This window comes from Ramlibacter rhizophilus (assembly GCF_004681965.1).
In the GTDB taxonomy this organism is placed as follows: Bacteria; Pseudomonadota; Gammaproteobacteria; order Burkholderiales; family Burkholderiaceae_C; genus Ramlibacter; species Ramlibacter rhizophilus.
Genome location: NZ_SMLL01000009.1, coordinates 105,954 through 128,913, shown reverse-complemented (window position 1 = coordinate 128,913; position 22,960 = coordinate 105,954). Strand labels below are relative to the sequence as shown.

At 68.8% G+C, this 22,960-nt stretch carries 22 protein-coding genes; 14 read left to right on the top strand and 8 right to left on the bottom strand.

The window, feature by feature from the left end:
- Positions 1 to 35 precede the first annotated feature (35 nt).
- The 7 genes from gltA to EZ242_RS20825 form a co-directional block, all read right to left on the bottom strand.
- Entirely contained in the window at positions 36 to 1,346 is a 1,311-nt protein-coding gene (gene gltA, locus EZ242_RS20855) for a citrate synthase (RefSeq protein ID WP_135287122.1), read from the bottom strand.
- Positions 1,347 to 1,365: 19 nt separating this feature from the next.
- Complete coding sequence (locus EZ242_RS20850) at positions 1,366 to 1,629, bottom strand: FAD assembly factor SdhE (protein WP_135287121.1); 264 nt, start codon at positions 1,627 to 1,629, stop codon at positions 1,366 to 1,368.
- A 9-nt stretch (positions 1,630 to 1,638) separates the two neighbouring features.
- Positions 1,639 to 2,343, bottom strand: coding sequence for a succinate dehydrogenase iron-sulfur subunit (locus EZ242_RS20845; RefSeq protein ID WP_135287120.1), 705 nt, complete (start codon positions 2,341 to 2,343; stop codon positions 1,639 to 1,641).
- 52 nt (positions 2,344 to 2,395) lie between these two features.
- The gene (gene sdhA, locus EZ242_RS20840) at positions 2,396 to 4,204 is read right to left on the bottom strand and encodes a succinate dehydrogenase flavoprotein subunit (RefSeq protein ID WP_135287119.1); all 1,809 of its coding nucleotides are present in this window, start codon (positions 4,202 to 4,204) and stop codon (positions 2,396 to 2,398) included.
- A gap of 7 nt (positions 4,205 to 4,211) precedes the next feature.
- On the bottom strand, positions 4,212 to 4,577 hold the full coding sequence (sdhD, locus tag EZ242_RS20835; protein ID WP_135287118.1) for a succinate dehydrogenase, hydrophobic membrane anchor protein: 366 nt from the start codon (positions 4,575 to 4,577) through the stop codon (positions 4,212 to 4,214).
- Between the two features lie 23 nt (positions 4,578 to 4,600).
- Entirely contained in the window at positions 4,601 to 5,038 is a 438-nt protein-coding gene (gene sdhC, locus EZ242_RS20830) for a succinate dehydrogenase, cytochrome b556 subunit (protein ID WP_135287117.1), read from the bottom strand.
- A gap of 81 nt (positions 5,039 to 5,119) precedes the next feature.
- Positions 5,120 to 5,917, bottom strand: a complete 798-nt coding sequence (locus EZ242_RS20825) for a GntR family transcriptional regulator (RefSeq protein WP_135287116.1) — start codon at positions 5,915 to 5,917, stop codon at positions 5,120 to 5,122.
- Positions 5,918 to 6,082: 165 nt separating this feature from the next.
- Between EZ242_RS20825 and EZ242_RS20820 the strand changes: the two genes are divergently transcribed.
- From EZ242_RS20820 to EZ242_RS20795, 6 genes are all read left to right on the top strand, one after another.
- Entirely contained in the window at positions 6,083 to 7,069 is a 987-nt protein-coding gene (locus EZ242_RS20820; RefSeq protein WP_135287115.1) for a malate dehydrogenase, read from the top strand.
- A 123-nt stretch (positions 7,070 to 7,192) separates the two neighbouring features.
- On the top strand, positions 7,193 to 8,182 hold the full coding sequence (locus EZ242_RS20815; protein WP_135287114.1) for an HpcH/HpaI aldolase/citrate lyase family protein: 990 nt from the start codon (positions 7,193 to 7,195) through the stop codon (positions 8,180 to 8,182).
- A 21-nt stretch (positions 8,183 to 8,203) separates the two neighbouring features.
- Positions 8,204 to 9,115: a hypothetical protein gene (locus tag EZ242_RS22595; RefSeq protein ID WP_338101472.1), complete on the top strand. Its 912-nt coding sequence runs from the start codon at positions 8,204 to 8,206 to the stop codon at positions 9,113 to 9,115.
- Positions 9,116 to 9,170: 55 nt separating this feature from the next.
- On the top strand, positions 9,171 to 11,756 hold the full coding sequence (acnB, locus tag EZ242_RS20805) for a bifunctional aconitate hydratase 2/2-methylisocitrate dehydratase (protein ID WP_135287113.1): 2,586 nt from the start codon (positions 9,171 to 9,173) through the stop codon (positions 11,754 to 11,756).
- A gap of 180 nt (positions 11,757 to 11,936) precedes the next feature.
- Positions 11,937 to 12,908, top strand: coding sequence for a glycosyltransferase family 2 protein (locus EZ242_RS20800; RefSeq protein ID WP_167784906.1), 972 nt, complete (start codon positions 11,937 to 11,939; stop codon positions 12,906 to 12,908).
- A gap of 36 nt (positions 12,909 to 12,944) precedes the next feature.
- On the top strand, positions 12,945 to 13,676 hold the full coding sequence (locus EZ242_RS20795) for a pseudouridine synthase (protein ID WP_135287111.1): 732 nt from the start codon (positions 12,945 to 12,947) through the stop codon (positions 13,674 to 13,676).
- On the opposite strand, the gene EZ242_RS20790 is transcribed toward EZ242_RS20795, so the two are convergent.
- A complete protein-coding gene (locus EZ242_RS20790; RefSeq protein ID WP_135287110.1) occupies positions 13,666 to 14,439 on the bottom strand; it encodes an alpha/beta fold hydrolase in 774 nt (257 codons plus the stop codon). The genes EZ242_RS20795 and EZ242_RS20790 overlap by 11 nt on opposite strands.
- A 70-nt stretch (positions 14,440 to 14,509) precedes the next feature.
- Between EZ242_RS20790 and EZ242_RS20785 the strand changes: the two genes are divergently transcribed.
- From EZ242_RS20785 to ntrC, 8 genes are all read left to right on the top strand, one after another.
- On the top strand, positions 14,510 to 15,487 hold the full coding sequence (locus EZ242_RS20785; protein WP_135287109.1) for a YncE family protein: 978 nt from the start codon (positions 14,510 to 14,512) through the stop codon (positions 15,485 to 15,487).
- Positions 15,453 to 16,247, top strand: coding sequence for a polysaccharide deacetylase family protein (locus EZ242_RS20780; protein ID WP_135287108.1), 795 nt, complete (start codon positions 15,453 to 15,455; stop codon positions 16,245 to 16,247). The genes EZ242_RS20785 and EZ242_RS20780 overlap by 35 nt, the downstream gene beginning before the upstream one ends.
- A 4-nt stretch (positions 16,248 to 16,251) precedes the next feature.
- Positions 16,252 to 17,202 carry a sterol desaturase family protein gene (locus EZ242_RS20775; protein WP_135287107.1) on the top strand — a complete coding sequence of 317 codons (951 nt, stop codon included), beginning with the start codon at positions 16,252 to 16,254 and terminating at the stop codon, positions 17,200 to 17,202.
- Positions 17,203 to 17,223: 21 nt separating this feature from the next.
- Positions 17,224 to 18,048, top strand: a complete 825-nt coding sequence (locus tag EZ242_RS20770; protein WP_135287106.1) for a competence/damage-inducible protein A — start codon at positions 17,224 to 17,226, stop codon at positions 18,046 to 18,048.
- A gap of 160 nt (positions 18,049 to 18,208) precedes the next feature.
- The gene (gene glnA / locus EZ242_RS20765) at positions 18,209 to 19,627 is read left to right on the top strand and encodes a type I glutamate--ammonia ligase (protein WP_135287105.1); all 1,419 of its coding nucleotides are present in this window, start codon (positions 18,209 to 18,211) and stop codon (positions 19,625 to 19,627) included.
- Positions 19,628 to 19,761: 134 nt separating this feature from the next.
- Positions 19,762 to 20,319 (top strand): hypothetical protein, encoded by a 558-nt coding sequence (locus EZ242_RS20760; protein WP_420821264.1) that lies wholly within the window; start codon positions 19,762 to 19,764, stop codon positions 20,317 to 20,319.
- A 22-nt stretch (positions 20,320 to 20,341) separates the two neighbouring features.
- The gene (gene glnL, locus EZ242_RS20755; RefSeq protein ID WP_167784904.1) at positions 20,342 to 21,427 is read left to right on the top strand and encodes a nitrogen regulation protein NR(II); all 1,086 of its coding nucleotides are present in this window, start codon (positions 20,342 to 20,344) and stop codon (positions 21,425 to 21,427) included.
- 27 nt (positions 21,428 to 21,454) lie between these two features.
- On the top strand, positions 21,455 to 22,960 hold the full coding sequence (ntrC, locus tag EZ242_RS20750) for a nitrogen regulation protein NR(I) (protein WP_135287104.1): 1,506 nt from the start codon (positions 21,455 to 21,457) through the stop codon (positions 22,958 to 22,960).

Genomic DNA, 22,960 nt, shown 5'->3' with positions numbered 1-22,960 from the left:
GGAGCGGGCCTTTGTTCCCCAGGCCGAAGCCGGAATCAGCGCTGCCCGATCGGCCTCACGTCGCGCTTGACCGAGCCGCTGTACAGCTGGCGCGGGCGGCCGATCTTGTACTCGGGGTCGGCGATCATCTCGTTGAGCTGGGCGATCCAGCCGACGGTGCGGGCCAGGGCGAAGATGGCCGTGAACAGGCTCACCGGGATGCCGATGGCGCGCTGGACGATGCCGGAGTAGAAGTCCACGTTCGGGTAGAGCTTGCGAGAGACGAAGTACTCGTCTTCCAGCGCGATCTTCTCCAGGGCCATGGCCAGCTTGAAGAGCGGGTCGTTCTCCAGGCCCAGCTCGGCCAGCACCTCGCGGCAGGTCTCCTGCATGAGCTTGGCGCGCGGGTCGTAGTTCTTGTAGACCCGGTGGCCGAAGCCCATGAGCTTGATGCCGGAGTTCTTGTCCTTGACCTGTTTGATGAACTCGCCGATCTTGTCCACGCCGCCCTGGCGCTGGATGTCGTGCAGCATGTTCAGGGCCGCCTCGTTGGCGCCGCCGTGGGCCGGGCCCCAGAGGCAGGCCACGCCGGCCGCGATGGCGGCGAAGGGGTTGGTGCCCGAGGAGCCGCACAGGCGCACCGTGGAGGTGGAGGCGTTCTGCTCGTGGTCGGCGTGCAGGATGAAGATGCGGTCCAGCGCGCGCACCAGCACGTCGTTGGGCTCGTACTCCTCGCAGGGCGTGGCGAACATCATGCGCATGAAGTTCGCGGTGTACGACAGCGAGTTCTTGGGATAGATGTACGGCTGGCCGGTGGCGTACTTGTAGGCCATGGCCACCAGCGTGGGCATCTTGGCGATCAGGCGGATGGCCGAGATCTCGCGGTGCTCGGGGTTATTGATGTCCGTGCTGTCGTGATAGAAGGCCGAGAGCGCTCCCACCAGGCCGGTCATGACCGCCATGGGGTGGGCGTCCCGCCGGAAGCCGCGCAGGAAGAACTGCATCTGCTCGTTGACCATGGTGTGCAGGGTCACGCGGCGGGTGAATTCGTCCTTGGCCTTCTCGTCGGGCAGCTCGCCGTACAACAGCAGGTGGCAGGTCTCCAGGAAGTCGCACTGCGTGGCCAGCTGCTCGATGGGGTAGCCGCGGTACAGCAGCTCGCCCTTGTCACCGTCGATGTAGGTGATGGTGGACTGGCACGAGGCCGTGGACAGGAAGCCCGGGTCGTACGTGAACATGCCGGTCTGCGCGTACAGCTTGCGGATGTCGATGACGTCCGGACCGATGGTGCCCGAGTAGACGGGCAGCTCCACGCTGGGGCTGCCGTTGGCGAAGGACAGGGTGGCTTTGTTGTCGGCGAGTTTCATTGGGTGTTCCTCTCGGGTCTCAGGTCCGCAGCATGGCGACCACTTCTTTCACGTCGGCGGTGTCGAACTCGCCTGCGGGTTCGGTGCGGCGAAGCATCAGGTCCAGCAGGTCGTTGTCCGGCAGCTGCATCAGCTGTTCCAGCGCCTGGGCCTGCCGCACCGTCAGGTGCGCTTCGTGCCGCTCGAAGAAGCGCTGGAGGAACAGGTCGTTCTCCAGCAGGCCCCGGCGGCAGCGCCACCTGAGCTTGCTCAATCCCCGCTCGTCCAGCAGCGCTTCGCTCATGTCAGTTGGCTAGACGGCGCGGCGCACCATCAGTTCCTTGATCTTGCCGATGGCCATGGCCGGGTTCAGGCCCTTGGGGCAGACATCGACGCAGTTCATGATGGTATGGCAGCGGAACAGGCGGTAGGGGTCTTCCAGGTTGTCCAGCCGCTCGCCGGTGGCCTGGTCGCGGCTGTCGGCGATGAAGCGGTAGGCCTGCAGCAGGCCCGCCGGGCCGACGAACTTGTCCGGGTTCCACCAGAAGCTCGGGCAGCTGGTGGAGCAGCTGGCGCACAGGATGCACTCGTACAGGCCGTCGAGTTCCTCGCGTTCCTCGGGCGACTGCAGGCGCTCGCGGTCCGGCGGAATGGTGTCGTTGACCAGGTAGGGCTTGATGGAGTGGTACTGCGCGAAGAACTGCGTCATGTCCACGATCAGGTCGCGCACCACCGGCAGGCCCGGCAGCGGCTTGAGCACGATCGGGTCCTTGAGCGTGCGCATGTTCGTCAGGCACGCCAGGCCGTTCTTGCCATTGATGTTCATGGCGTCGGAACCGCACACGCCTTCGCGGCAGGAGCGGCGGAAGGACAGGGTGGGGTCCTGCGCCTTGAGCTTCATCAGCGCGTCCAGCAGCATGCGCTCGTTGCCGTCGAGCTCGATCTCGACGGTCTGCATGTACGGCTTGGCGTCCTTGTCCGGGTCGTAGCGGTAGATCTGGAAAGTGCGTTTTTGCATGGCTCGGTGTTCCGGGAATCTAGGTGCTGGGCAGTGCGGCGGCCAGTACGTACTAGAACGTACGAACCTTGGGCGGCACCGACTCGACCGTGAGCGGCTTGAGCTTCACGGGCTTGTAGCTCAGGTGGTTGCCCTCGCTGTGCCACAGGCTGTGCTTCATCCAGTTGGCGTCGTCGCGGCCGAGCGGCGCGACCGGGTCGTCCGCCGGGCGCTCGTAGTCGCTCACCGTGTGGGCGCCGCGGCACTCCTTGCGGGCCGCGGCCGAGACCATGGTGGCCTGCGCGCATTCGATGAGGTTCTCCACCTCCAGCGCCTCGACGCGGGTGGTGTTGAAGACGCGCGACTTGTCCTTCATGGCGATGGCGCCCACGCGCTCGCGGATGGCGGCGATCTTGGCCACGCCCTCGTCCATGCCGGCCTGCGTGCGGAACACCCCGGCGTGCAGCTGCATGCTGGCGCGGATGTCGTTGGCCACGTCCTGGGCGTACTCGCCGGAGGCGGCGGACTCGAGCCGGTTCAGGCGCTCCAGCGTGCGCTCGGCGGCATCGGCCGGCAGCGGCTTGTGGGTGCGGTTCTTGTCGTTGAACTCGACGATGTGGTTGCCTGCCGCGCGGCCGAAGACCAGCAGGTCCAGCAGCGAGTTGGTGCCCAGGCGGTTGGCGCCGTGCACGCTCACGCAGGAGCACTCGCCCACGGCGTAGAGGCCGTTGACCACCGCGTTGTGCTCCTCGCCCTTTTGCACCACGACCTGGCCGTGGATGTTGGTGGGGATGCCACCCATCTGGTAGTGGATGGTGGGCACGACCGGGATCGGCTCGCGCGTGATGTCCACGTTGGCGAAGTTGACGCCGATCTCGTACACCGAGGGCAGGCGCTTGTGGATGGTCTCTGCGCCCAGGTGGTCCAGCTTGAGCAGCACGTAGTCCTTGTTGGGACCGCAGCCGCGACCTTCCTTGATCTCCTGGTCCATGGAGCGCGAGACGAAGTCGCGCGGCGCCAGGTCCTTGAGCGTGGGCGCATAGCGCTCCATGAAGCGCTCGCCGTTGCTATTGAGCAGGATGGCGCCCTCGCCGCGGCAGCCTTCGGTGAGCAGCACGCCCGCGCCGGCCACGCCGGTGGGGTGGAACTGCCAGAACTCCATGTCCTCCAGCGGGATGCCGGCGCGCGCCGCCATGCCCAGTCCGTCGCCGGTGTTGATGAAGGCGTTGGTGGAGGCGGCGAAGATGCGCCCGGCGCCGCCCGTGGCCAGCAGCGTGGTCTTGGCTTCCAGGATGTGCAGGTCGCCGGTTTCCATCTCCAGCGCGGTGACGCCCACCACGTCGCCTTCTGCGTCGCGGATCAGGTCCAGCGCCATCCACTCGACGAAGAAGCTTGTGCGGGCCTTCACGTTCTGCTGGTACAGGGTGTGCAGCATGGCGTGGCCGGTGCGGTCGGCCGCGGCGCAGGCGCGCTGCACGGGCTTTTCGCCGTAGTTGGCCGTGTGGCCGCCGAACGGACGCTGGTAGATGGTGCCGTCCGCATTGCGGTCGAAGGGCATGCCCATGTGCTCCAGGTCATAGACGACCTTGGGCGCTTCGCGGCACATGAACTCGATCGCGTCCTGGTCACCCAGCCAGTCCGAGCCCTTGACGGTGTCGTAGAAGTGGTAGTGCCAGTTGTCCTCCGACATGTTGCCCAGCGATGCACCAATGCCGCCCTGGGCAGCCACGGTGTGCGAGCGGGTGGGGAAGACCTTGGTGAGCACGGCCACGTTCAGGCCGGCGCGGGCGAGCTGCAGGGAGGCGCGCATGCCGGAGCCGCCGGCCCCGACGATGACGACGTCGAACTTGCGCTTGGTGATGTTCTTGGCGGTGTAGCTCATGACTTGCTCAGACCCTCCACAGGACCTGGATGATCCAGCCGGCGCAACCCACCAGCCAGACGATGACGAAGATCTGCAGCGCCAGGCGGATGCCCACCGGCTTGACGTAGTCCATCAGCACGTCGCGCATGCCGACCCACACGTGGTAGATGAGGGCGATGACGGTGGCGAAGGTGAGCACCTTCATCCACTGGCTGGCGAAGATGCCGGCCCAGGTGTCGTAGCCGATGGGGCCGCGGGTGAAGATCACCTGCGCCAGCACCAGCACGGTGAAGAGGGCCATGATCACCGCGGTGACCCGCTGGCTGAGCCAGTCGCGCATGCCGTAGTGCGCACCGACGACGGTGCGCTTGGAGCCGTAGTTCACGGTCATTTGAATTGTCTTTCCCTGTGGATTCAGTACAGCCCGAACAGCTTGGCGCCCAGGACCACGGTGAGGACGAGCGCCAGCACCAGGGTCACCTTGGCCGACATCCCGCCGCGCTGCTTGGTGACCGCTGCGTGGTGGGTGTCCATCCAGACGTGGCGCACGCCCGCGATGAAGTGGTGCAGGTAGGACCAGATCAGCGCCAGGGCCACCAGCTTGATGAACCAGCCCGGAACGAAGCCCAGCCCGCTCTCGAAGGCAGCGCGAAAGCGCGCGAAGGAGATCTCGGAGGACACCGAGGTGTCGAACAGCCAGATGATGAAGGGCAGCAACAGGAACATCACCACGCCGCTGATGCGATGGAGGATGGACACCCAGCCCGGCGCCGGCAGGCGATAGGTGGGCAAGTCCCGGAAGGCGTGGATGTTGCGGTACTCGCGTCGCTTGCTGCTGGCTAGTTCTGTCATGGAAGGGTAAGTCTGGGCTGACAAACCCAAAATTCTATTTCATGCAACAGACTGTCTCTGCTGCGGTGAGGTGTCCGAGCGTCAGCTCAGGTCATTGCGGTAGTGATGCGTGTCGGTCCGGTAGAGCCCGCGCCGCAGTTCCATGGGCTGGTCGTTGTAGGTGAAGGCCACGCGCTCGACGGACAGGAGCGGTGACCCCGTGGGCACCTGCAGCAGCCGGGCCTGGGCGGCCTCGGCGGCGACGGCGCGGATCTTTTCCTGCGCCCGCACCATGCGAACGCCGAATTCCAGCTCGAACATCGCGTAGGTCGGCCCGCCGTAGCTGGCCATCTGTTCGGCGGTGAGGCCGCGAAAGGCGCCGCCCGGCAGCCACAGGTCCTCCAGGATGGTGGGCACGCCTGCAAAGGCCAGCACGCGGCGCACCTGCACCAGCGTGTCGCCCGAGCGGATCGCGAGCAGGCGGGCGACGTCGGCGCCGGCGCGCACGCGCCGGCATTCGAGAATGCGGCGCTCGGCCGGGCCTTCGCTCGCCTGGTCCCCCGTGTCGGGCACGAGCTTGAGGAAGCGGTACTGCACCTGCTGCTCGGCGTGGGTGGCCACGAAGGTGCCCTTGCCCTGGCGCCGCACGACCAGGTTGCCGGCGGCCAGTTCGTCGATGGCTTTGCGCACCGTGCCCTGGCTCACGCGGAAGCGCGCGGCCAGGTCCATCTCACTGGGAATCGCTTCGCCCGGCTTCCACTCACCCGACTGCAGGCTCTGCAGCATGAGGCCCTTGATCTGCTGGTAGAGCGGGCTGAACGCGGGCGTGGCCGGCCCGGCGGACAGGTCGCTCGTGGTGTCGCCGCCGAAGACGGACGAAGAGGGCGAGGAGTTGGGCATGGGGCAGTAGGCGGATGCGCCATCTTATCTTATATAAGACATAAGACAAATTGACCCTGGCCCGCTTTCGGAAGTACACTCGCCGGCTGCTGCGGGCCCACCCGGTCGCCCGCTCTGATGGCTGCGGCCGGTGCCGTTTTCCACCTTTTCATCCGGAGATTCCCCATGAGCAAGAAGCCCGTCCGCGTCGCCGTCACCGGCGCCGCCGGTCAAATCGGTTACGCCCTCCTGTTTCGCATCGCCTCGGGCGAAATGCTCGGCAAGGACCAGCCGGTCATCCTCCAGCTGCTCGAGATCCCGGACGAGAAGGCCCAGAAGGCGCTCAAGGGCGTGATGATGGAACTGGAAGACTGCGCCTTCCCGCTGCTGGCCGGCATGGAGGCGCACAGCGACCCCATGACCGCCTTCAAGGACACCAACTACGCCCTGCTGGTCGGCGCCCGTCCCCGCGGCCCCGGCATGGAGCGCGCTGACCTGCTGGCCGCCAACGCCCAGATCTTCACCGCCCAGGGCAAGGCCCTGGACAAGGTCGCGAGCCGCAACGTGAAGGTGCTGGTGGTGGGCAACCCGGCCAACACCAATGCCTACATCGCCATGAAGAGCGCGCCCAGCCTGCCGCGCGAGAACTTCACCGCCATGCTGCGCCTGGACCACAACCGCGCGCTGTCGCAGGTCGCGGCCAAGACCGGCACCCGCGTCGGCGACATCGAGAAGCTCACCGTCTGGGGCAACCACTCGCCCACCATGTACGCCGACTACCGGTTCGCGACCGTGGATGGCAAGAGCGTCAAGGACATGATCAACGACCAGGTCTGGAACGCCGACGTGTTCCTGCCCACCGTGGGCAAGCGCGGCGCCGCCATCATCGAGGCGCGCGGCCTGTCGTCCGCCGCCTCGGCCGCCAACGCCGCCATCGACCACATGCGCGACTGGGCGCTGGGCAGCAACGGCAAGTGGGTCACCATGGGCGTTCCGTCCAACGGCGAGTACGGCATCCCCAAGGACGTGATGTTCGGCTTCCCGGTCACCACCGAGGGCGGCAAGTACAAGATCGTCGAGGGCCTGCCCATCGACGAGTTCAGCCAGGAGCGCATCAACAAGACGCTCAAGGAGCTGCAGGAGGAGCAGGCGGGGGTCGCGCACCTGCTCTGACCTGACTCTCCCTCCTCCTCCTTGCGGGAGGGCTGCGGAGGGGCCGCGCGCGCCGGACATGCCGCTTCGCGCAGGCCCCCATCCCGGCCTTCCCCCAGCGGGGGAAGGAGCAAGACCGCTTTCATGACGCATCCCCGTTCCATCCTCCTCGACGCCCAGGCCCGCACCGGCAGCATTCCGGTGTGCGACCACTACAGCGGGGTCGAGGCGCGGATGCGGCGCAGCCTGCAGATGCAGGCCGAGCTCACCCAGGAGTTCGGCGCCTGCGTGGTGGACGTCACGCTCGACTGCGAGGACGGCGCCCCGGTCGGCGGTGAGGCCGAGCATGCGGCGCTGGTCACGGAGCTGGCGCTGGGAAGTGATGCGCAGGCCCGTGTTGCCGTGCGCGTGCATGCCGTGGACCATCCGGCCTTCGAAGCCGACGTTGCCACCATTGCGGGCCGTGCCGGCTCGCGCCTCTCGCACCTCATGCTGCCCAAGGTGGAGACCGTGCAGGACATCGAGCGTGCCGTGCGCGCCGTCGATGCCGCTGGCGCGGGCGCGCTTGCGCTGCATGCCCTGATCGAGTCGCCGGCCGCCGTGCACCGCGCCTACGACATCGCCGCGCACCCGCGCGTGCAGTCCCTCAGCTTCGGGCTGATGGATTTCGTCTCCGCGCACGGCGGCGCGATTCCGGGCACGGCCATGGACGTGCAAGGCCAGTTCGCGCACCCGCTGGTGCTGCGCGCCAAGCTGGAGATCGCCTCGGCCTGCCACGCGCACGGCAAGGTGCCCTCGCACTGCGTGGTCACCGAATTCAAGGACAAGGAGGCCCTGGCCGCCGCCGCCCGCAAGGCGGCGCGCGAGCTGGGCTACACCCGCATGTGGAGCATCCACCCGGACCAGGTCCGGGTGCTGCTGGACGCATTCGCTCCCGACGAGCGCGACATCGACACCGCGGCGGCCGTTCTCGTGGCGGCCGAGCGGGCGGAATGGGCGCCGGTCAGCCACGACGGAAAACTGGAGGACAGGGCGAGCTATCGCTATCACTGGCAGGTGCTGCAGAGGGCGCACCAGACCGGAAGATCGCTGCCCCACGAGGTGCGCGGCTGGTTCCAGCCGCCCGCCGCCTGATCCCACCCTGGAGACAACGCCTTGATGAAGTTCATTGCCGCCGCGCTGTTGATGGCCGGCGCTCCCGTGCTCGCGCTCGCGCAGGCACAAGCCCCCGCAAGCAAGCCCGCCGCCAAGCCCGCCGCCAAACCTGCGGCCAAGCCGGCATCGAAACCGGAGGCCAAGCCCCCCCTCACCCGCAGCGCGCAGAAGGCCGTCGAGGAGAACACGGCGCTGGAAGACGAGCCGGCCCCCGAACTCACGCCCGAAGCCCTGCAGGTGGCCCGCCAGGTCTATGTCGGCGAAATGAAGTGCGAGCTGGGCGCCACCGTGAAGGTGGTTCCGCTCAAGCGCGAGGGCTTCTTCCTGGTCACCACGCGCGGCCATCGTTTCCGCATGCATCCGGTCGAAAGCCGCACGGGTGCCATCCGCCTGGAGGACCCGCGCCGCGGCGCCATGTGGCTGCAGCTGGGGAACAAGTCCATGCTCATGAGCCAGAAGCTGGGCCAGCGGCTGGCCGATGAATGCCAGGGCCCGGAGCAGGTGACGCACGCCGAGTACCTGAAGAAGAACCCGCAGCCCAACCTGCTCGAAGGCCTGGGCCAGGGGCCCCGGCACGGCGGCGGCCAAGGCCCCATGCACGGCCAGGGTCACGGACCCATGCACGGCCGGCAGGGGGAGACACCCGTGCCGGGTGCGACGGTGCAGCCCACCGCCACGCAGCCGGCAGCCACGCAGCCGGCAGCCACGCAGCCGGCAGCCGCTGCCGCTCCCGCTGTGCCGGCTGCGACCGAGCCGACGCCGCCCGCATCGGCGACCGCGCCCGCCGCGACGGCGGCCCCAGCACCCGCAGCGCCCGAGCCCGTACCGGCACCGGCACCGGCACCGGCACCGGCACCGTCAGCCGCGCCCGCACCGGCCCCCGTTTCCGCTCCCCAGACCGAAGCCCCCTGAAAGAGGGCCGCTCCATCCTTCAACAACAAGCCCCTTGCCTCGTACGGAGAACCCCATGCTTCAAGCCTACCGTGCCCACGTCGCCGAACGCGCAGCGCTCGGCATTCCGCCGCTGCCGCTGTCGGCCGCCCAGACGGGCGAATTGATCGAGCTGCTGAAGAACCCGCCCGCCGGCGAGGAAAGCTTCCTGGTGGACCTGATCACGCACCGCGTGCCGGCCGGCGTGGACGACGCGGCCAAGGTCAAGGCCAGCTACCTCGCCGCACTGGCGCACGGGTCCGAGGGCAATCGCCTGATCGGGCGCGCCAAGGCCACGCAGCTCCTGGGCACCATGCTGGGCGGCTACAACATCGGCCCGCTGATCGAACTGCTGGACGACGCCGATGTCGGCGGCGTCGCGGCCGATGCGCTGAAGAAGACGCTGCTGATGTTCGACCAGTTCCACGACGTGCGGCAGAAGGCCGACGCCGGCAATGTCCACGCGAAGGCCGTGCTGCAAAGCTGGGCCGACGCCGAGTGGTTCACCAGCCGCCCGGAGGTGCCCAAGAGCCTCAAGGTCACCGTCTTCAAGGTGACCGGCGAGACCAACACCGACGACCTCTCGCCCGCGCCCGACGCCTGGAGCCGCCCGGACATCCCGCTGCATGCGCTGGCCATGCTCAAGAACCCGCGCCCGGGCATCACCCCCGAGGAAGAGGGCAAGCGCGGCCCGGTCAGGTTCCTGCAGGAGCTCAAGGCCGGCGGCAACCTCGTCGCCTACGTGGGTGACGTGGTGGGCACGGGGTCGTCGCGCAAGTCGGCCACCAACAGCGTGCTGTGGTGGACGGGCGAGGACATCCCTTTCGTTCCCAACAAGCGTTTCGGCGGCGTGTGCCTGGGCGGCAAGATCGCGCCCATCTTCTACAACACCATGGAAGACGCCGGCGCCCTGCCCATCGAGCTGGACGTGAGCCGGATGGACATGGGCGACGTGATCGAGCTGCGCCCCTACGAGGGCGTCGCGCTCAAGAACGGCGAGGTCATCGCCCGCTTCGAGGTCAAGAGCGAGGTGCTGTTCGACGAGGTGCGCGCCGGCGGCCGCATTCCCCTCATCATCGGCCGCGGCCTCACGGCCAAGGCGCGCGAGGCGCTGGGCCTGGCGCCTTCCACGCTGTTCCGCCTGCCCCAGGCGCCCCAGGGCAGCAGCCGCGGTTTCACGCTCGCGCAGAAGATGGTCGGCCGCGCCTGCGGCCTGCCCGAAGGCCAGGGCATCCGTCCGGGCACCTACTGCGAGCCGCGCATGACCTCGGTGGGTTCGCAGGACACCACCGGCCCCATGACGCGCGACGAGCTGAAGGACCTGGCCTGCCTGGGCTTCTCGGCCGACCTGGTCATGCAGTCCTTCTGCCACACCGCCGCCTATCCCAAGCCGGTGGACGTGAAGATGCACCACGAGCTGCCGGACTTCATCTCCACCCGCGGCGGCATCTCGCTGCGCCCGGGTGACGGCGTGATCCACAGCTGGCTCAACCGCTTCCTGCTGCCCGACACCGTGGGCACGGGCGGCGACAGCCATACGCGCTTTCCCATCGGCATCAGCTTCCCCGCGGGCTCGGGCCTGGTGGCCTTCGCGGCGGCCACGGGCGTCATGCCCCTGGACATGCCCGAGAGCGTGCTGGTGCGCTTCAAGGGCAGCATGCAGCCGGGCGTCACCCTGCGTGACCTGGTCAATGCCATCCCGCTCTACGCCATCAAGCAGGGCCTGCTCACGGTGGAGAAGAAGGGCAAGAAGAACGTCTTCTCAGGCCGCATCCTGGAGATCGAGGGCCTGCCGGACCTGAAGGTGGAACAGGCCTTCGAGCTGTCCGACGCCTCGGCCGAGCGCTCGGCCGCCGGCTGCACCGTGCACCTGAACACCGCCCCGGTGGTCGAGTACATCAACAGCAACATCACCCTGATGAAGTGGATGATCGCCCAGGGCTACCAGGACGCACGCACCCTGCAGCGGCGCATCGCGGCGCAGGAAGCCTGGCTGAAGGACCCCAAGCTGCTCAAGGCCGACAGCGACGCCGAGTACGCCGCCGTCATCGAGATCGACCTGGCCGAGATCAGCGAGCCCATCGTGGCCTGCCCGAACGATCCCGACGACGTCAAGACGCTCTCGGACGTGGCCGGCGCGAAGATCGACGAGGTCTTCATCGGCTCGTGCATGACCAACATCGGCCACTTCCGCGCGGCGTCCAAGCTGCTCGAAGGCAAGCGCGACATCCCGGTCAAGCTCTGGGTCGCGCCGCCCACCAAGATGGACCAGAAGCAGCTGACCGAAGAGGGCCACTACGGCGTGCTCGGCACCGCCGGCGCGCGCATGGAGATGCCCGGCTGCTCGCTGTGCATGGGCAACCAGGCCCAGGTGCGCGAGGGCGCGACGGTCATGTCCACCAGCACGCGCAACTTCCCCAACCGCCTGGGCAAGAACACCAATGTGTACCTGGGCAGCGCCGAGCTGGCCGCCATCTGCTCGCGCCTGGGCCGCATCCCCACGCGCGAGGAATACCTCGCCGACATGGGCGTCTTGGACGCCAACGGCGCGCAGATCTACCAGTACATGAACTTCGACCGCATCGCGGACTTCAGGGACGTGGCGGACCAGGTCACGGCCTGACGCGCGCCCGCCATCAAGCCATCCGGAAGGCGGCCCTCGTGGCCGCCTTTTTTTCATCACGGCCGCGCACGCGCGTGGATGGGCAGCCGCAGGTGTTCTGCGGGAAACCGCGCATGGCCGCCACCACGAGCTCGTCCTTATATTTGGAGCATTCGGGCCGTGCCCGTGGGGAGGCCGTTCATGAAGCTCAGCGTCATCCTGCCCTGCTACAACGGCGCCGCGACGCTCGCGGTGCAGATGGAGGCGCTCGCGGCGCAGGCATGGCCAGGCGGCTGGGAACTCATCGTGGTGGACAACGGCTCCACGGACGGGTCCGCCGCCATCGCCGAGGCTTTCCGGGACCGGGTGCCGGACTTGCGCATCGTCCAGGCCCACGCGCCGGGCACGCCGCGCCTGGGCGTGCCCCACTCCTACAACACCGGCATCGCGGCCGCCACCGGCGACGCCTTCGTCTTCTGCGAAGCCGACGACGAGGTCGCCGCGGGGTGGCTGCAGGCGATGGGTGAGGCGCTCGCGCGGCACGATTTCGTCGCCGCGCGGCTCGACCATCGCAAGCTCAATCCGGAATGGCTGCATCCCGTGCACGGGGAGGGCTACCAGTCCGAGCACCTGTCGCGCCTGCCCGGCTATCCCTACCTGGCCCATGCGAGCGGCTGCGCCATCGGACTGCGACGCGCCGTGTGGGAGCGCGTGGGCGCCTTCGAGGTGGCCTTGCCTTGCGTGCACGACACCGACTACTGCTGGCGCGCGCAGCTCCAGGGCTTCGCCCTGCACCTGGAAAAGGCGGCGCTGGTGCACTACCGCGAGAAGCAGAGCTTGCCGGCGCGCTTGCGGCAGGGGCGCAACTGGGGCCGTGACTACGTGCGCCTGCTGCAGCGCTACGGCGCGCCGACCCGGTCCCTGCCCCGGTTGCGACGGCTGGTGTGGGTGCTGCGTTGCCTGTCGGCGGGCGTGCCGGTCGGCCTGCGGGCCGGGCTCGGGCTGGCCGATGGTCGGCGGCGCCTGGCCGACTGGGTGTGGAATTTCGGTTGGGCCTGGGGCGAAGTGCTGGGCACCTTGGGCCCGCCCGAGCCGGTGCGTTCGGAGCTGCTGGCCCTGGCACTTGCCAGAAGCACCGAGGGGGCCCAGGCCGCGCGGCCTTCGACAAGCTGAACGGACGCGGCCGCCGGGGCCGTAGCATCGCAGCCCATGCAACTGCAAGCGCTGCTTTATTCACAAGGTTTCGGCACCCGGCGCGTCTGCGCCGGACTGGTGGAGCAGGGCCATGTCACCCTCGCGGGCCAGCCCTGCACGGACCCGTTCACGGACGTGAACCCCGAGGGCCTGGCCTTCACCGTGCAGGGCACGCCCTGGGTCTATCACGCCAAGGCCTACCTGATGCTGCACAAGCCCGCCGGCACCGAGTGCTCGCAGAAGCCCTCGGCCTGGCCGAGCATCTACACACTGCTGCCCGCGCCGTTGCGGCAGCGCCCCAACAAGGGCGGCGTGGATGGCGTGCAGGCCATCGGCCGGCTGGACCAGGACACCACGGGCCTCTTGCTGCTGTCCGACGACGGGCAGTTCATCCACCGCATGGCGTCGCCGAAGCGCCACGTGCCCAAGGTGTACGAGGTCGGCACGCGCCACCCGGTCGATGCGCGCCAGCTGGAGCGGCTGCTGGCCGGCGTGCAGCTCGAGGACGATCCGCGTCCGGTTCGCGCGGCCGCTTGCGAGGCCACGGGCGAACGCGCGTTGCGCCTCACGCTCACCGAGGGCAAGTACCACCAGGTCAAGCGCATGGTCGCCGCGGTGGGCAATCGGGTGGAGACCCTGCACCGCTCGCGCATCGGCGCGCTCGACCTGCCTGCGGACCTGGCGCCGGGGCAGTGGCGCTGGATGGCGCAGGACGAGGTGACGCGCGCCAGCGCGATCAGTCCTTAGCCCGCAGGAACGCCGCGATCGCCGCCGTCACCGCTTCGGTCTGATCCTTGTGCGGCGAGTGCCCGCAGCGTGCCAGCACCCGTTTTTCGAAGGGCCCCTGCGTGGGCGCGATCTCCTCGATCTGGCGCAGGGTGCCGTAGGGGTCGTCCTCGCCCTGGATCGCCAGCACCGGCGCCTCGATAAGGCGGCAGTCGGGGCGGATGTCGAAGCGGCGGAAGTCCTCGCTCAGCCAGATGTCGTTCCACTGCCAGAAGGCGCCGTCCACGTCGGCATGGAAGCGTGCCAGGCGTTCCCGCAGGCCACCGCTTTCGAACGCCTCGCGTGCCTGGGCGATGGACTGCACCGACACATCCTCGACGATCACGTGCGGCGCCAGGACCACGCAGGCGCTCACCGGATGGCGGCTCGCGTGCAGCAGCGCGATGCTGCCGCCGTCCGAATGGCCCAGCAGCACGGGGCGCTCGACGCCCAGGGTGGCGAGCAGGGACGGGAGCACCTCCCAGGCTTCGCGGTGCATGTAGTCGGGCGCGAGCCGGCCCGCGCCGCGCACGTCGGGCACCGGGTCCGAATCGCCATAGCCCCGGCGCGAATAGACGATGCCTTCCCGCCCGCAGGCCCGGCACAAGGTTTCCGGCCAGTCGCGCCATAGGCTCACCGAGCCCAGGCCCTCGTGCAGGAAAACGACAGGTGCGCGCCCCGCGGGCGCTTCGGTGTTCACGCGGCGCAACTCCAGTGCGACGCCATCGACCATGATCTTGGACATCGCGGGGATGTTACGAGACGGACGCGCCGGCGCGGCTACACTCGCGCAGCCCTCCACCGCCCCCCGCCCCGTGACCCGCTTTCTCCGCCCGCTCCTGTGCGTCCTGGGGCTTGCCGCCAGCCTCGCGGCGGTGGCGCAGACCCAGCCCATCTTCGTGCTCAACTCGCTGGACGCCAATGTCAGCGTGGTCGACCCGACCAGCGGCTGGACCGAGTCGCGGCGCCTGCCCACCGGCAAGGAGCCCCACCACCTCTACATGACGCCGGACGAGCGCTCGGTGATCGTGGCCAACGCCAACTCCGACTCGCTCACCTTCATCGATCCGCGCACGGCCCAGGTCCAGCGGACCGTCATGGGCATCCTGGACCCCTACCACCTGCGCTTCTCGCCGGACATGAAGTGGTTCGTCACCGCCGCCAACCGGCTCAACCACGTGGACGTGTACCGCTGGGACGGACGCGACCTGCAGCTGGCCAGGCGCATCCCCACCGGCAAGACGCCCAGCCACATCTGGATCGACAGCCGCAGCACCACCGCCTTCGTGACCATGCAGGACAGCGACGAGCTGGTCGCCGTGGACCTGCCCACGCAGACGCTCAAGTGGCGCGTCAAGACTGGGCCCATGCCGGCCGACGTCTTCGGCACGGCCGACGACCGCCACCTGCTGCTGGGCATGACCGGCAGCGACCATGTGGAAGTCTGGGAGCTCGGCGCGGCCGAGCCCAAGCTCGTCAAGCGCATCACCACCGGGGCCGGCGCGCACGCTTTCCGCTCGGCGGGGGACCGCCGCCACGTGTACGTGAGCAATCGTGTGGCCAACACCGTGGGCAAGATCGACCTGCAGCGCATGGCGCTGGTCGACACCATCCCGGTGCCGGGCGGGCCGGACTGCATGGAGCTCGTGGCCGGCGGCAAGCTGCTGCTGGTGACCTCGCGCTGGTCGCGGCGGCTGAGCGTGGTGGACACCGAGACCCGCCAGCTCGTGCGGCAGATTCCCGTCGGCAAGTCCCCCCATGGCGTCTGGACGCTGGATCACGTGCGGCCTTAGCGCGGCGGCCCTGGCCGCGGCCGCGTCACTGTCCTGGGCGGCGCCCCCGGACTGCAAGCCCGTCTACCTCACCTTCGACACCGGCCACATGGGCGTGGCCCCCCTCATCGCGGACGTGCTCGCGCGCCACGAGGTCAAGGTCACCTTCTTCGCCGCCAACGAACGCACCCAGGCGGGCGACGGCAGCCTGGGCGCGCACTGGGCGGCCTGGTGGCGCGCCCGCGCGGCCGAAGGGCATGAATTCGCCTCGCACACCCACGACCACGTCTATTGGCGCGCCGACCTGCCGGGCGGGCGCTTTCGCGTGCAGGCCTCGGCCGGCCCCGCGCAGGGCCAGGCGCAGGACTGGAGCGCCGCGCAGTACTGCGCCGAGATCGGCCGGGCGGCGCAGCGCCTCGAAGACCTGACCGGCAGGAAGCCGCTGCCCCTGTTCCGCGCGCCGGGCGGCAAAACGTCGCCTGCCTTCCTCGCGGCCACGCGCGCCTGCGGCTATGCGCACGTCGGCTGGTCGCCCGCCGGCTTCCTGGGCGACGAGCTGTCCAGCCAGACGCACCCCAACGAGCGCCTGCTGGCCCAGTCCCTGAAGAACATCCGCGCCGGCGACGTGCTGGTGGCGCACCTGGGCATCTGGTCGCGGCGCGACCCCTGGGCGCCTGCGGTGCTGGAGCCGCTGATCACCGGGCTCAAGGCGCGGGGTTTCTGCTTCCGCACGCTGCGCGACCATCCTGATTTCCGCGGCTGGATCGCCGCGCGGTCCTGACCCCATGGACACCCTCGACACCCTGTTCTCCGCCGCGCAGCAGTGGCTGTTCGAGGCCGCCGTGCAGCCGCTGATGTTCGGCCTGGGCCTGGGCAACATCCTGGAGGACGGCTTCGCTGCCACGGGCTGGCTGCTGGTGGGCCTGGTGCAGCTCGCGGTCATGCTGCTGGTGCTGGCCCCGCTGCAACGCTGGCGGCCGGTGGAGCCCGTGGTGGACCGCCCGGCCATTCGCACCGATATCGTCTACACCTTCATCCATCGCCTGGGGCTGTTCCGGCTGGCGCTCTTCTTCTCGGTCGATCCGCTCTTCGACGCCCTGTTCGGCCGCCTGCGTGCCGCCGGCATCGGCACCTTCCACCTGGACCAGCTCTGGCCCGGCGTGACCGACCTGGCCTGGGTCAGCTTCGCCCTCTACCTGGTCGTCTTCGATTTCGCCGACTACTGGATCCACCGCGGCCAGCACGGGGTGCGCTGGTGGTGGAAGCTGCACGCGCTGCACCATTCGCAGCGGCAGATGACCATGTGGAGCGACAACCGCAACCACCTTCTGGACGACCTGCTGCGCGACGGCCTGCTCGTGGTGCTGGCGCAGGCCATCGGCGTGGCGCCCGGGCAGTTCGTCGCGCTGGTGGCCATCACGCAGCTCAGCGAGAGCCTGCACCACGCCAACCTGCGGCTGTGGTTCGGGCGGGTCGGAGAGCGCCTCTGGGTCAGCCCGCGCTTCCACCGGCTGCACCACAGCATCGGCCTGGGCCACGAGACCCGCGGCCCCGGCAGCCTGGGCGGGCACAACTACGCGGTGCTGCTGCCGGTCTGGGACGTCCTGTTCGGCACGGCCAACTTCGAGCTCCGCTACGATCCGACCGGCATCCGCGACCAGGTGGAGCAGGGGCGCGACTACGGGCGCGGCTTCTGGTCGCAGCAGTGGCTGGGCCTGAAGCGCCTGGTGGAGTGAACAGCGGGCAAGGACGGGGGAATGCAGGACACGAACGAATTCGGGCTCGTCATCGTCGGTGACGAGATCCTCTCGGGCAAGCGGGCCGACAAGCACCTGCCCAAGCTGGTGGAGCTCTTGTCGGCGCGCGGGCTGCAGCTGGCCTGGGCCGAGTACGTGGGCGACTCGCCCGAGCGCATCACCGCCACGCTGCGCCGCGCCTTCGACGGGCCGCTGCCCGTCTTCTGCTGCGGCGGCATCGGCGCCACGCCCGACGACCACACCCGCCAGTGCGCCGCCAAGGCACTTGGCGTGCCCCTGGCACTGCACCCGGAGGCCGAGGCCCTGATCCGCGAGCGCATGCAGGACACCGCGCGCGAGCAGGGCATCCCCTACGATCCCGACCGCGCCGACAACGTCCACCGCCTGAACATGGGCGTGTTCCCCGAGGGCGCGCGCATCATCCCCAACCCCTACAACAAGATCCCGGGCTTCTCGGTCGGCGAGGTGCACTTCCTGCCCGGCTTCCCGGTCATGGCCTGGCCGATGATGGAGTGGGTGCTGGACACGCACTACGGCCACCTCGCCGGCCGCCGCGCCTTCGTCGAGAAGTCCGTCATCGTCTTCGGCTCCATGGAGGCCACGCTCACCCCGCTCATGGAGGCCATCGAGCGCGACCACCCCGCCATCCGCGTCTTCAGCCTGCCCAGCGTGGACCATCCGCAATGGGGCCGGCACATCGACCTGGGCGTCAAGGGCGAGCCCGAGCCGGTCGATGCCGCCTACCGTCAGCTCGTCCAGGGCCTGCAGGCTCTGGGCAGCCGCCTGGGCCCGGAGTTGGTGCGAAAACAGGGCGACATCGCCTGATACCGACCACAATCGCACCTTAGAGGTGCGTCTGCACTGAAACGGTGCAGTCCCCGGCCGAGCCAGGCCGGGATCGCCATGCACCAGCAGGTGGCACAAAACCTGCATCCGATCCCCCCGTTCACTCGATCAACAACCAACCATCGACCAGGAGAAACTGATGGCAGCCAAGACCGTCGCCGACGTGATGAAGATGGTGAAGGACAACGAAGTCAAGTTCGTCGACTTCCGCTTCACCGACACCCGTGGCAAGGAGCAGCACGTCACGGTCCCCGTTTCGCATTTCGACGAGGACAAGTTCAGCTCGGGCCATGCCTTCGACGGCTCGTCCATCGCCGGCTGGAAGGGCATCGAGGCCTCGGACATGCTGCTGATGCCCGACCCGGACACCGCGAACATCGACCCCTTCTTCGAAGAAACCACGCTGTTCCTGTCCTGCGACGTGCTGGAGCCGGGCGACGGCAAGGCCTACGACCGCGACCCGCGTTCCATCGCCAAGCGCGCCGAGGCCTACCTGAAGGCTTCCGGCCTGGGCGACACCGCCTTCTTCGGTCCGGAGCCCGAGTTCTTCATCTTCGACGACGTCCGCTGGGGCGCCGACATGTCCGGTTCCTTCGTCCACATCGACGAGTACGAAGCCGCCTGGAACACCGGCAAGAAGATCGAAGGCGGCAACAAGGGCCACCGTCCCACGGTCAAGGGCGGCTACTTTCCCGTGCCCCCAGTGGACAGCACGCAGGACATGCGCGCCGAGATGTCCCTGATCCTCGAATCCCTGGGCATTCCGGTCGAGGTGTTCCACCACGAAGTGGCGGGCGCCGGCCAGAACGAGATCGGCACGCGCTTCAACACGCTGGTGCGCCGCGCCGACTGGACCATCCTGCAGAAGTACGTGATCCAGAACGTGGCCAATGCCTACGGCAAGACCGCCACCTTCATGCCCAAGCCCATCGTTGGCGACAACGGCTCGGGCATGCACGTGCACCAGTCGGTCTGGAAGGACGGCAAGAACCTGTTCGCCGGCGACGGCTATGCGGGCCTGTCGGAGTTCGCGCTGTACTACATCGGCGGCATCATCAAGCACGCCCGCGCGCTCAACGCCATCACCAACCCCGGCACCAACAGCTACAAGCGCCTGGTGCCCGGCTTCGAGGCGCCGGTGAAGCTGGCCTACTCGGCCCGCAACCGCTCGGCGTCGATCCGCATCCCCTTCGTGGCGAACCCCAAGGGCCGCCGCATCGAGGCGCGCTTCCCCGATCCCCTGATGAACCCCTACCTGGGTTTCGCCGCGCTGCTGATGGCCGGCCTGGACGGCGTGGAGAACAAGATCCACCCGGGCGAGGCCGCCACCAAGGACCTGTACCACCTGCCGCCGGAAGAAGACGCGAAGATCCCCACCGTCTGCCACAGCCTGGACCAGGCGCTGGACTACCTGGACAAGGACCGCGCCTTCCTGACCAAGGGCGGTGTCTTCACCGACACCATGATCGACGCCTACATCGAACTCAAGATGGCCGAAGTCACGCGCTTCCGCATGACCACGCACCCCATCGAGTTCGACATGTACTACAGCCTGTGATGCGGCATGCCGCCGGTTGCGTATCGGCGGCAGCAATCGCAGCTGTGACAAAAGGGCGGCCGAGGCTGCCCTTTTTCACTTTCGCATTCAGGGCTTCACGGTCCATTTGCAGAGTTCCGCCATACTCCGGCCCCATGAGACTGCGCCATCACGGACATCCCATGAAGCATGCACTGGCCCTCGTATTCGCCGCGCTGGCCGCCGCCGGCGCCCAGGCCCAGGCGACCCAGGCGCCCACCCGCGTCTTCCGCTGCGGCAACACCTACACCAACGACGCCGCCGAGGCCCAGGCCAAGGGCTGCAAGCCCATGGACGGCGGCAACTTCACCGTGATCCAGGGCACCCGCGTGCTCACGCCGCCGCCCCGCGCGGCGAGCGCCCCGGCGGCCACGCCGGCGGCCGCAGCGAGCGGCAGCGCCCAGGCAGGCCAGCGGATCGACAGCAGCGAGCAGCGTGCCCGCGACGCCGACGCCCGGGCCATCCTGGAAGGCGAGCTGAAGAAGGCCGAAGCCCGGCAGGCGGAACTGCTCAAGGAATACAACAACGGGGAGCCGGAAAAGCTCGGCCCCGAGACGCGCAACTACCAGAAGTACCTGGACCGCGTGGCCGAGCTCAAGGCGGCGATCGCCCGCAACGAGGCCGACATCGCCGGCATCCGCCGCGAGCTGTCGCGCCTGACGGCGGCGCGCTGACGAGGCGGCAGGGCCGCTTGCCGTGAAGAAGCCCGCCGCCCCGCCGGCCCCCTTCGAGGGCGCGAACTTCCAGTCCTTCGACCTGCTCGCCACGCTCGTGGCCGTGGTGGGCACCGACGGCACCGTGCGCTTTGCCAACGCCGCGCTCGAGGACGCCCTGGGCATGTCCCGGCGCAGCATCGCCGGCACCGCGTTCGCACAGGCCTTCACGGAGCCGCAGCAGCTGCTCACGGCCTTGCAGGGCGCGCGCGACAACGAGTTCGCCGTGCTGCGCTACGACGCGGCCCTGCAGCGCCACGCCGGCGAGCCCCTGCCCGTGCACGTGGTGGTGGTGCAGACCGAGCGGCCGGGCGAGGTCGTGGTCGAGATGCTGCCCCTGGAGCAGCACGCCCGCCAGGAGCGCGAGGAGCGCCTCATCGACCAGGCGCAGGCGAACAAGGAGCTCATTCGCAACCTCGCCCACGAGATCAAGAACCCGCTGGGCGGGATCCGCGGCGCCGCGCAGCTGCTGGAGATGGAGATCGAGTCGCGCGAGCTCAAGGAGTACACCCAGGTCATCATCCACGAGGCCGACCGCCTGCAGACGCTGGTCGACCGGCTGCTCGCGCCGCACCGCCGGCCGCACGTGGTGGGCGACGTGAACATCCACGAGGTCTGCGAGCGCGTGCGCTCGCTCATCCTGGCCGAGTTTCCGCGCGGGCTGAAGGTGCGGCGCGAGTACGACACCTCGCTGCCCGAGTTCCGCGGCGATCGCGAGCAACTGATCCAGGCCGTGCTGAACATCGCGCACAACGCCTGCCAGGCGCTGGCCGATCGAATGGCCGAGGGCGACGCCGAGCTCGTGTTCCGGACGCGGATCGCGCGCCAGGTCACCTTCGGCAAGCAGCGCTATCGACTGGCACTGGAATTGCATGTCATCGACAACGGACCCGGCGTTCCCCCGGCCATCAAGGACCGCATCTTCTACCCGCTGGTATCGGGCAGGGACGGCGGCTCCGGCCTGGGACTGACGCTCGCGCAGACCTTCGTGCAGCAGCACCATGGCCTGATCGAGTGCGACAGCGTGCCGGGCCGAACGGATTTCAAGATCCTGATTCCGTTGCCATGAACCGAATGACCTGAGGGACGCGCACGCATGAAGCCGATCTGGATCGTTGACGATGACCAATCCATCCGCTTCGTGCTGGAAAAAGCCCTGGCCCGCGAGGAGCTGCCCACCCGTAGTTTCACCAGCGCCCGCGAAGTCCTCCATGCCCTGGAGCACGAGGACGACGACGAGGCCAGCGCCGGCCCGCAGGTGCTGGTGAGTGACATCCGCATGCCGGGTGGCTCGGGCCTGGACCTGCTCGGGAAGGTGAAGGAGAAGCACCCGGGGCTGCCCGTCATCATCATGACCGCCTTCTCCGACCTGGACAGCGCCGTCTCGGCGTTCCAGGGCGGCGCCTTCGAGTACCTGCCCAAGCCCTTCGACCTGCCCAAGGCCATCGAGCTGATCCGGCGTGCGGTGGAGGAAAGCCAGCGCGAGCAGGTGGCCGAGGAGCGCATGAACGCCGCCCCTGAAATGCTCGGGCAGGCGCCGGCCATGCAGGACGTCTTCCGCGCCATCGGCCGGCTGTCGCAAAGCAACGTGACGGTGCTGATCACCGGCGAGTCCGGCTCGGGCAAGGAACTGGTCGCGCGCGCGCTGCATCGCCATTCGCCGCGGGCGAGCGGCCCCTTCGTCGCGATCAACACCGCCGCCATCCCCAAGGACCTGCTGGAGTCGGAGCTGTTCGGCCACGAGCGCGGCGCCTTCACCGGCGCCCAGACCATGCGGCGCGGCCGCTTCGAGCAGGCCGAGGGCGGCACGCTGTTCCTGGACGAGATCGGCGACATGCCCTTCGACCTGCAGACGCGCCTCTTGCGCGTGCTGTCCGACGGCCACTTCTACCGCGTGGGCGGCCACAACGCGGTCAAGGCCAATGTGCGCGTGATCGCGGCCACCCACCAGGACCTGGAGGTGCGGGTCAAGGACGGCGGGTTCCGCGAAGACCTGTTCCACCGCCTGAACGTGATCCGCCTGCGCCTGCCGGCATTGCGCGAGCGGCGCGAGGACATTCCCATGCTGGCGCGGCACTTCCTGCAGCAGTCGGCCAAGCAGCTCGGCGTGGAGCCCAAGCGCATCTCCGACGCCGCGCTGGCCCGCCTGTCGAACTTCGCCTTCCCGGGCAACGTGCGCCAGCTCGAGAACATCTGCCACTGGCTCACCGTCATGGCGCCGGCCCAGCTCATCGAGCCCAAGGACCTGCCGCCGGAGGTCGTGCTCGCGGAGGCCGCGCCGGCCGCCGCCCAGGCCGTGGACGCTTCCCTGGCAGAGCCGCTCGCGACCGCCGTGCCGGCGGCCGCCGGTCCTGGCGCTTCCGCTCCCGCGCCCGTGGCCGCGTCCACCGCCTGGGAAGCGGGCCTGGAGGCGGAAGCCCTGGCCCTGCTCACCAGCGGCCACCACGACGTGTGGGACCAGCTCACCCGCCGCTTCGAGTCGCGCCTCATCCTCACTGCGCTGCACAACACGCGCGGGCGCCGCATCGAGGCCGCGCAGAAGCTGGGCATCGGCCGCAACACCATCACCCGCAAGATCCAGGAGCTGGGCCTGGAGGAATGA

Coding starts and splice junctions, on each gene's coding strand:
- EZ242_RS20825 (WP_135287116.1), bottom strand. CDS start 5,917: ATGCCCAACTCCTCGCCCTCTTCGTCCGTCTTCGGCGGCGACACCACG.
- gltA (WP_135287122.1), bottom strand. CDS start 1,346: ATGAAACTCGCCGACAACAAAGCCACCCTGTCCTTCGCCAACGGCAGC.
- ntrC (WP_135287104.1), top strand. CDS start 21,455: ATGAAGCCGATCTGGATCGTTGACGATGACCAATCCATCCGCTTCGTG.
- EZ242_RS20845 (WP_135287120.1), bottom strand. CDS start 2,343: ATGCAAAAACGCACTTTCCAGATCTACCGCTACGACCCGGACAAGGAC.
- EZ242_RS20780 (WP_135287108.1), top strand. CDS start 15,453: ATGGCGTCTGGACGCTGGATCACGTGCGGCCTTAGCGCGGCGGCCCTG.
- EZ242_RS20795 (WP_135287111.1), top strand. CDS start 12,945: ATGCAACTGCAAGCGCTGCTTTATTCACAAGGTTTCGGCACCCGGCGC.
- EZ242_RS20790 (WP_135287110.1), bottom strand. CDS start 14,439: ATGTCCAAGATCATGGTCGATGGCGTCGCACTGGAGTTGCGCCGCGTG.
- glnA (WP_135287105.1), top strand. CDS start 18,209: ATGGCAGCCAAGACCGTCGCCGACGTGATGAAGATGGTGAAGGACAAC.
- EZ242_RS20760 (WP_420821264.1), top strand. CDS start 19,762: ATGAGACTGCGCCATCACGGACATCCCATGAAGCATGCACTGGCCCTC.
- sdhA (WP_135287119.1), bottom strand. CDS start 4,204: ATGAGCTACACCGCCAAGAACATCACCAAGCGCAAGTTCGACGTCGTC.
- EZ242_RS20800 (WP_167784906.1), top strand. CDS start 11,937: ATGAAGCTCAGCGTCATCCTGCCCTGCTACAACGGCGCCGCGACGCTC.
- EZ242_RS20820 (WP_135287115.1), top strand. CDS start 6,083: ATGAGCAAGAAGCCCGTCCGCGTCGCCGTCACCGGCGCCGCCGGTCAA.
- EZ242_RS20815 (WP_135287114.1), top strand. CDS start 7,193: ATGACGCATCCCCGTTCCATCCTCCTCGACGCCCAGGCCCGCACCGGC.
- sdhC (WP_135287117.1), bottom strand. CDS start 5,038: ATGACAGAACTAGCCAGCAGCAAGCGACGCGAGTACCGCAACATCCAC.
- EZ242_RS20770 (WP_135287106.1), top strand. CDS start 17,224: ATGCAGGACACGAACGAATTCGGGCTCGTCATCGTCGGTGACGAGATC.
- acnB (WP_135287113.1), top strand. CDS start 9,171: ATGCTTCAAGCCTACCGTGCCCACGTCGCCGAACGCGCAGCGCTCGGC.
- EZ242_RS20775 (WP_135287107.1), top strand. CDS start 16,252: ATGGACACCCTCGACACCCTGTTCTCCGCCGCGCAGCAGTGGCTGTTC.
- sdhD (WP_135287118.1), bottom strand. CDS start 4,577: ATGACCGTGAACTACGGCTCCAAGCGCACCGTCGTCGGTGCGCACTAC.
- EZ242_RS20850 (WP_135287121.1), bottom strand. CDS start 1,629: ATGAGCGAAGCGCTGCTGGACGAGCGGGGATTGAGCAAGCTCAGGTGG.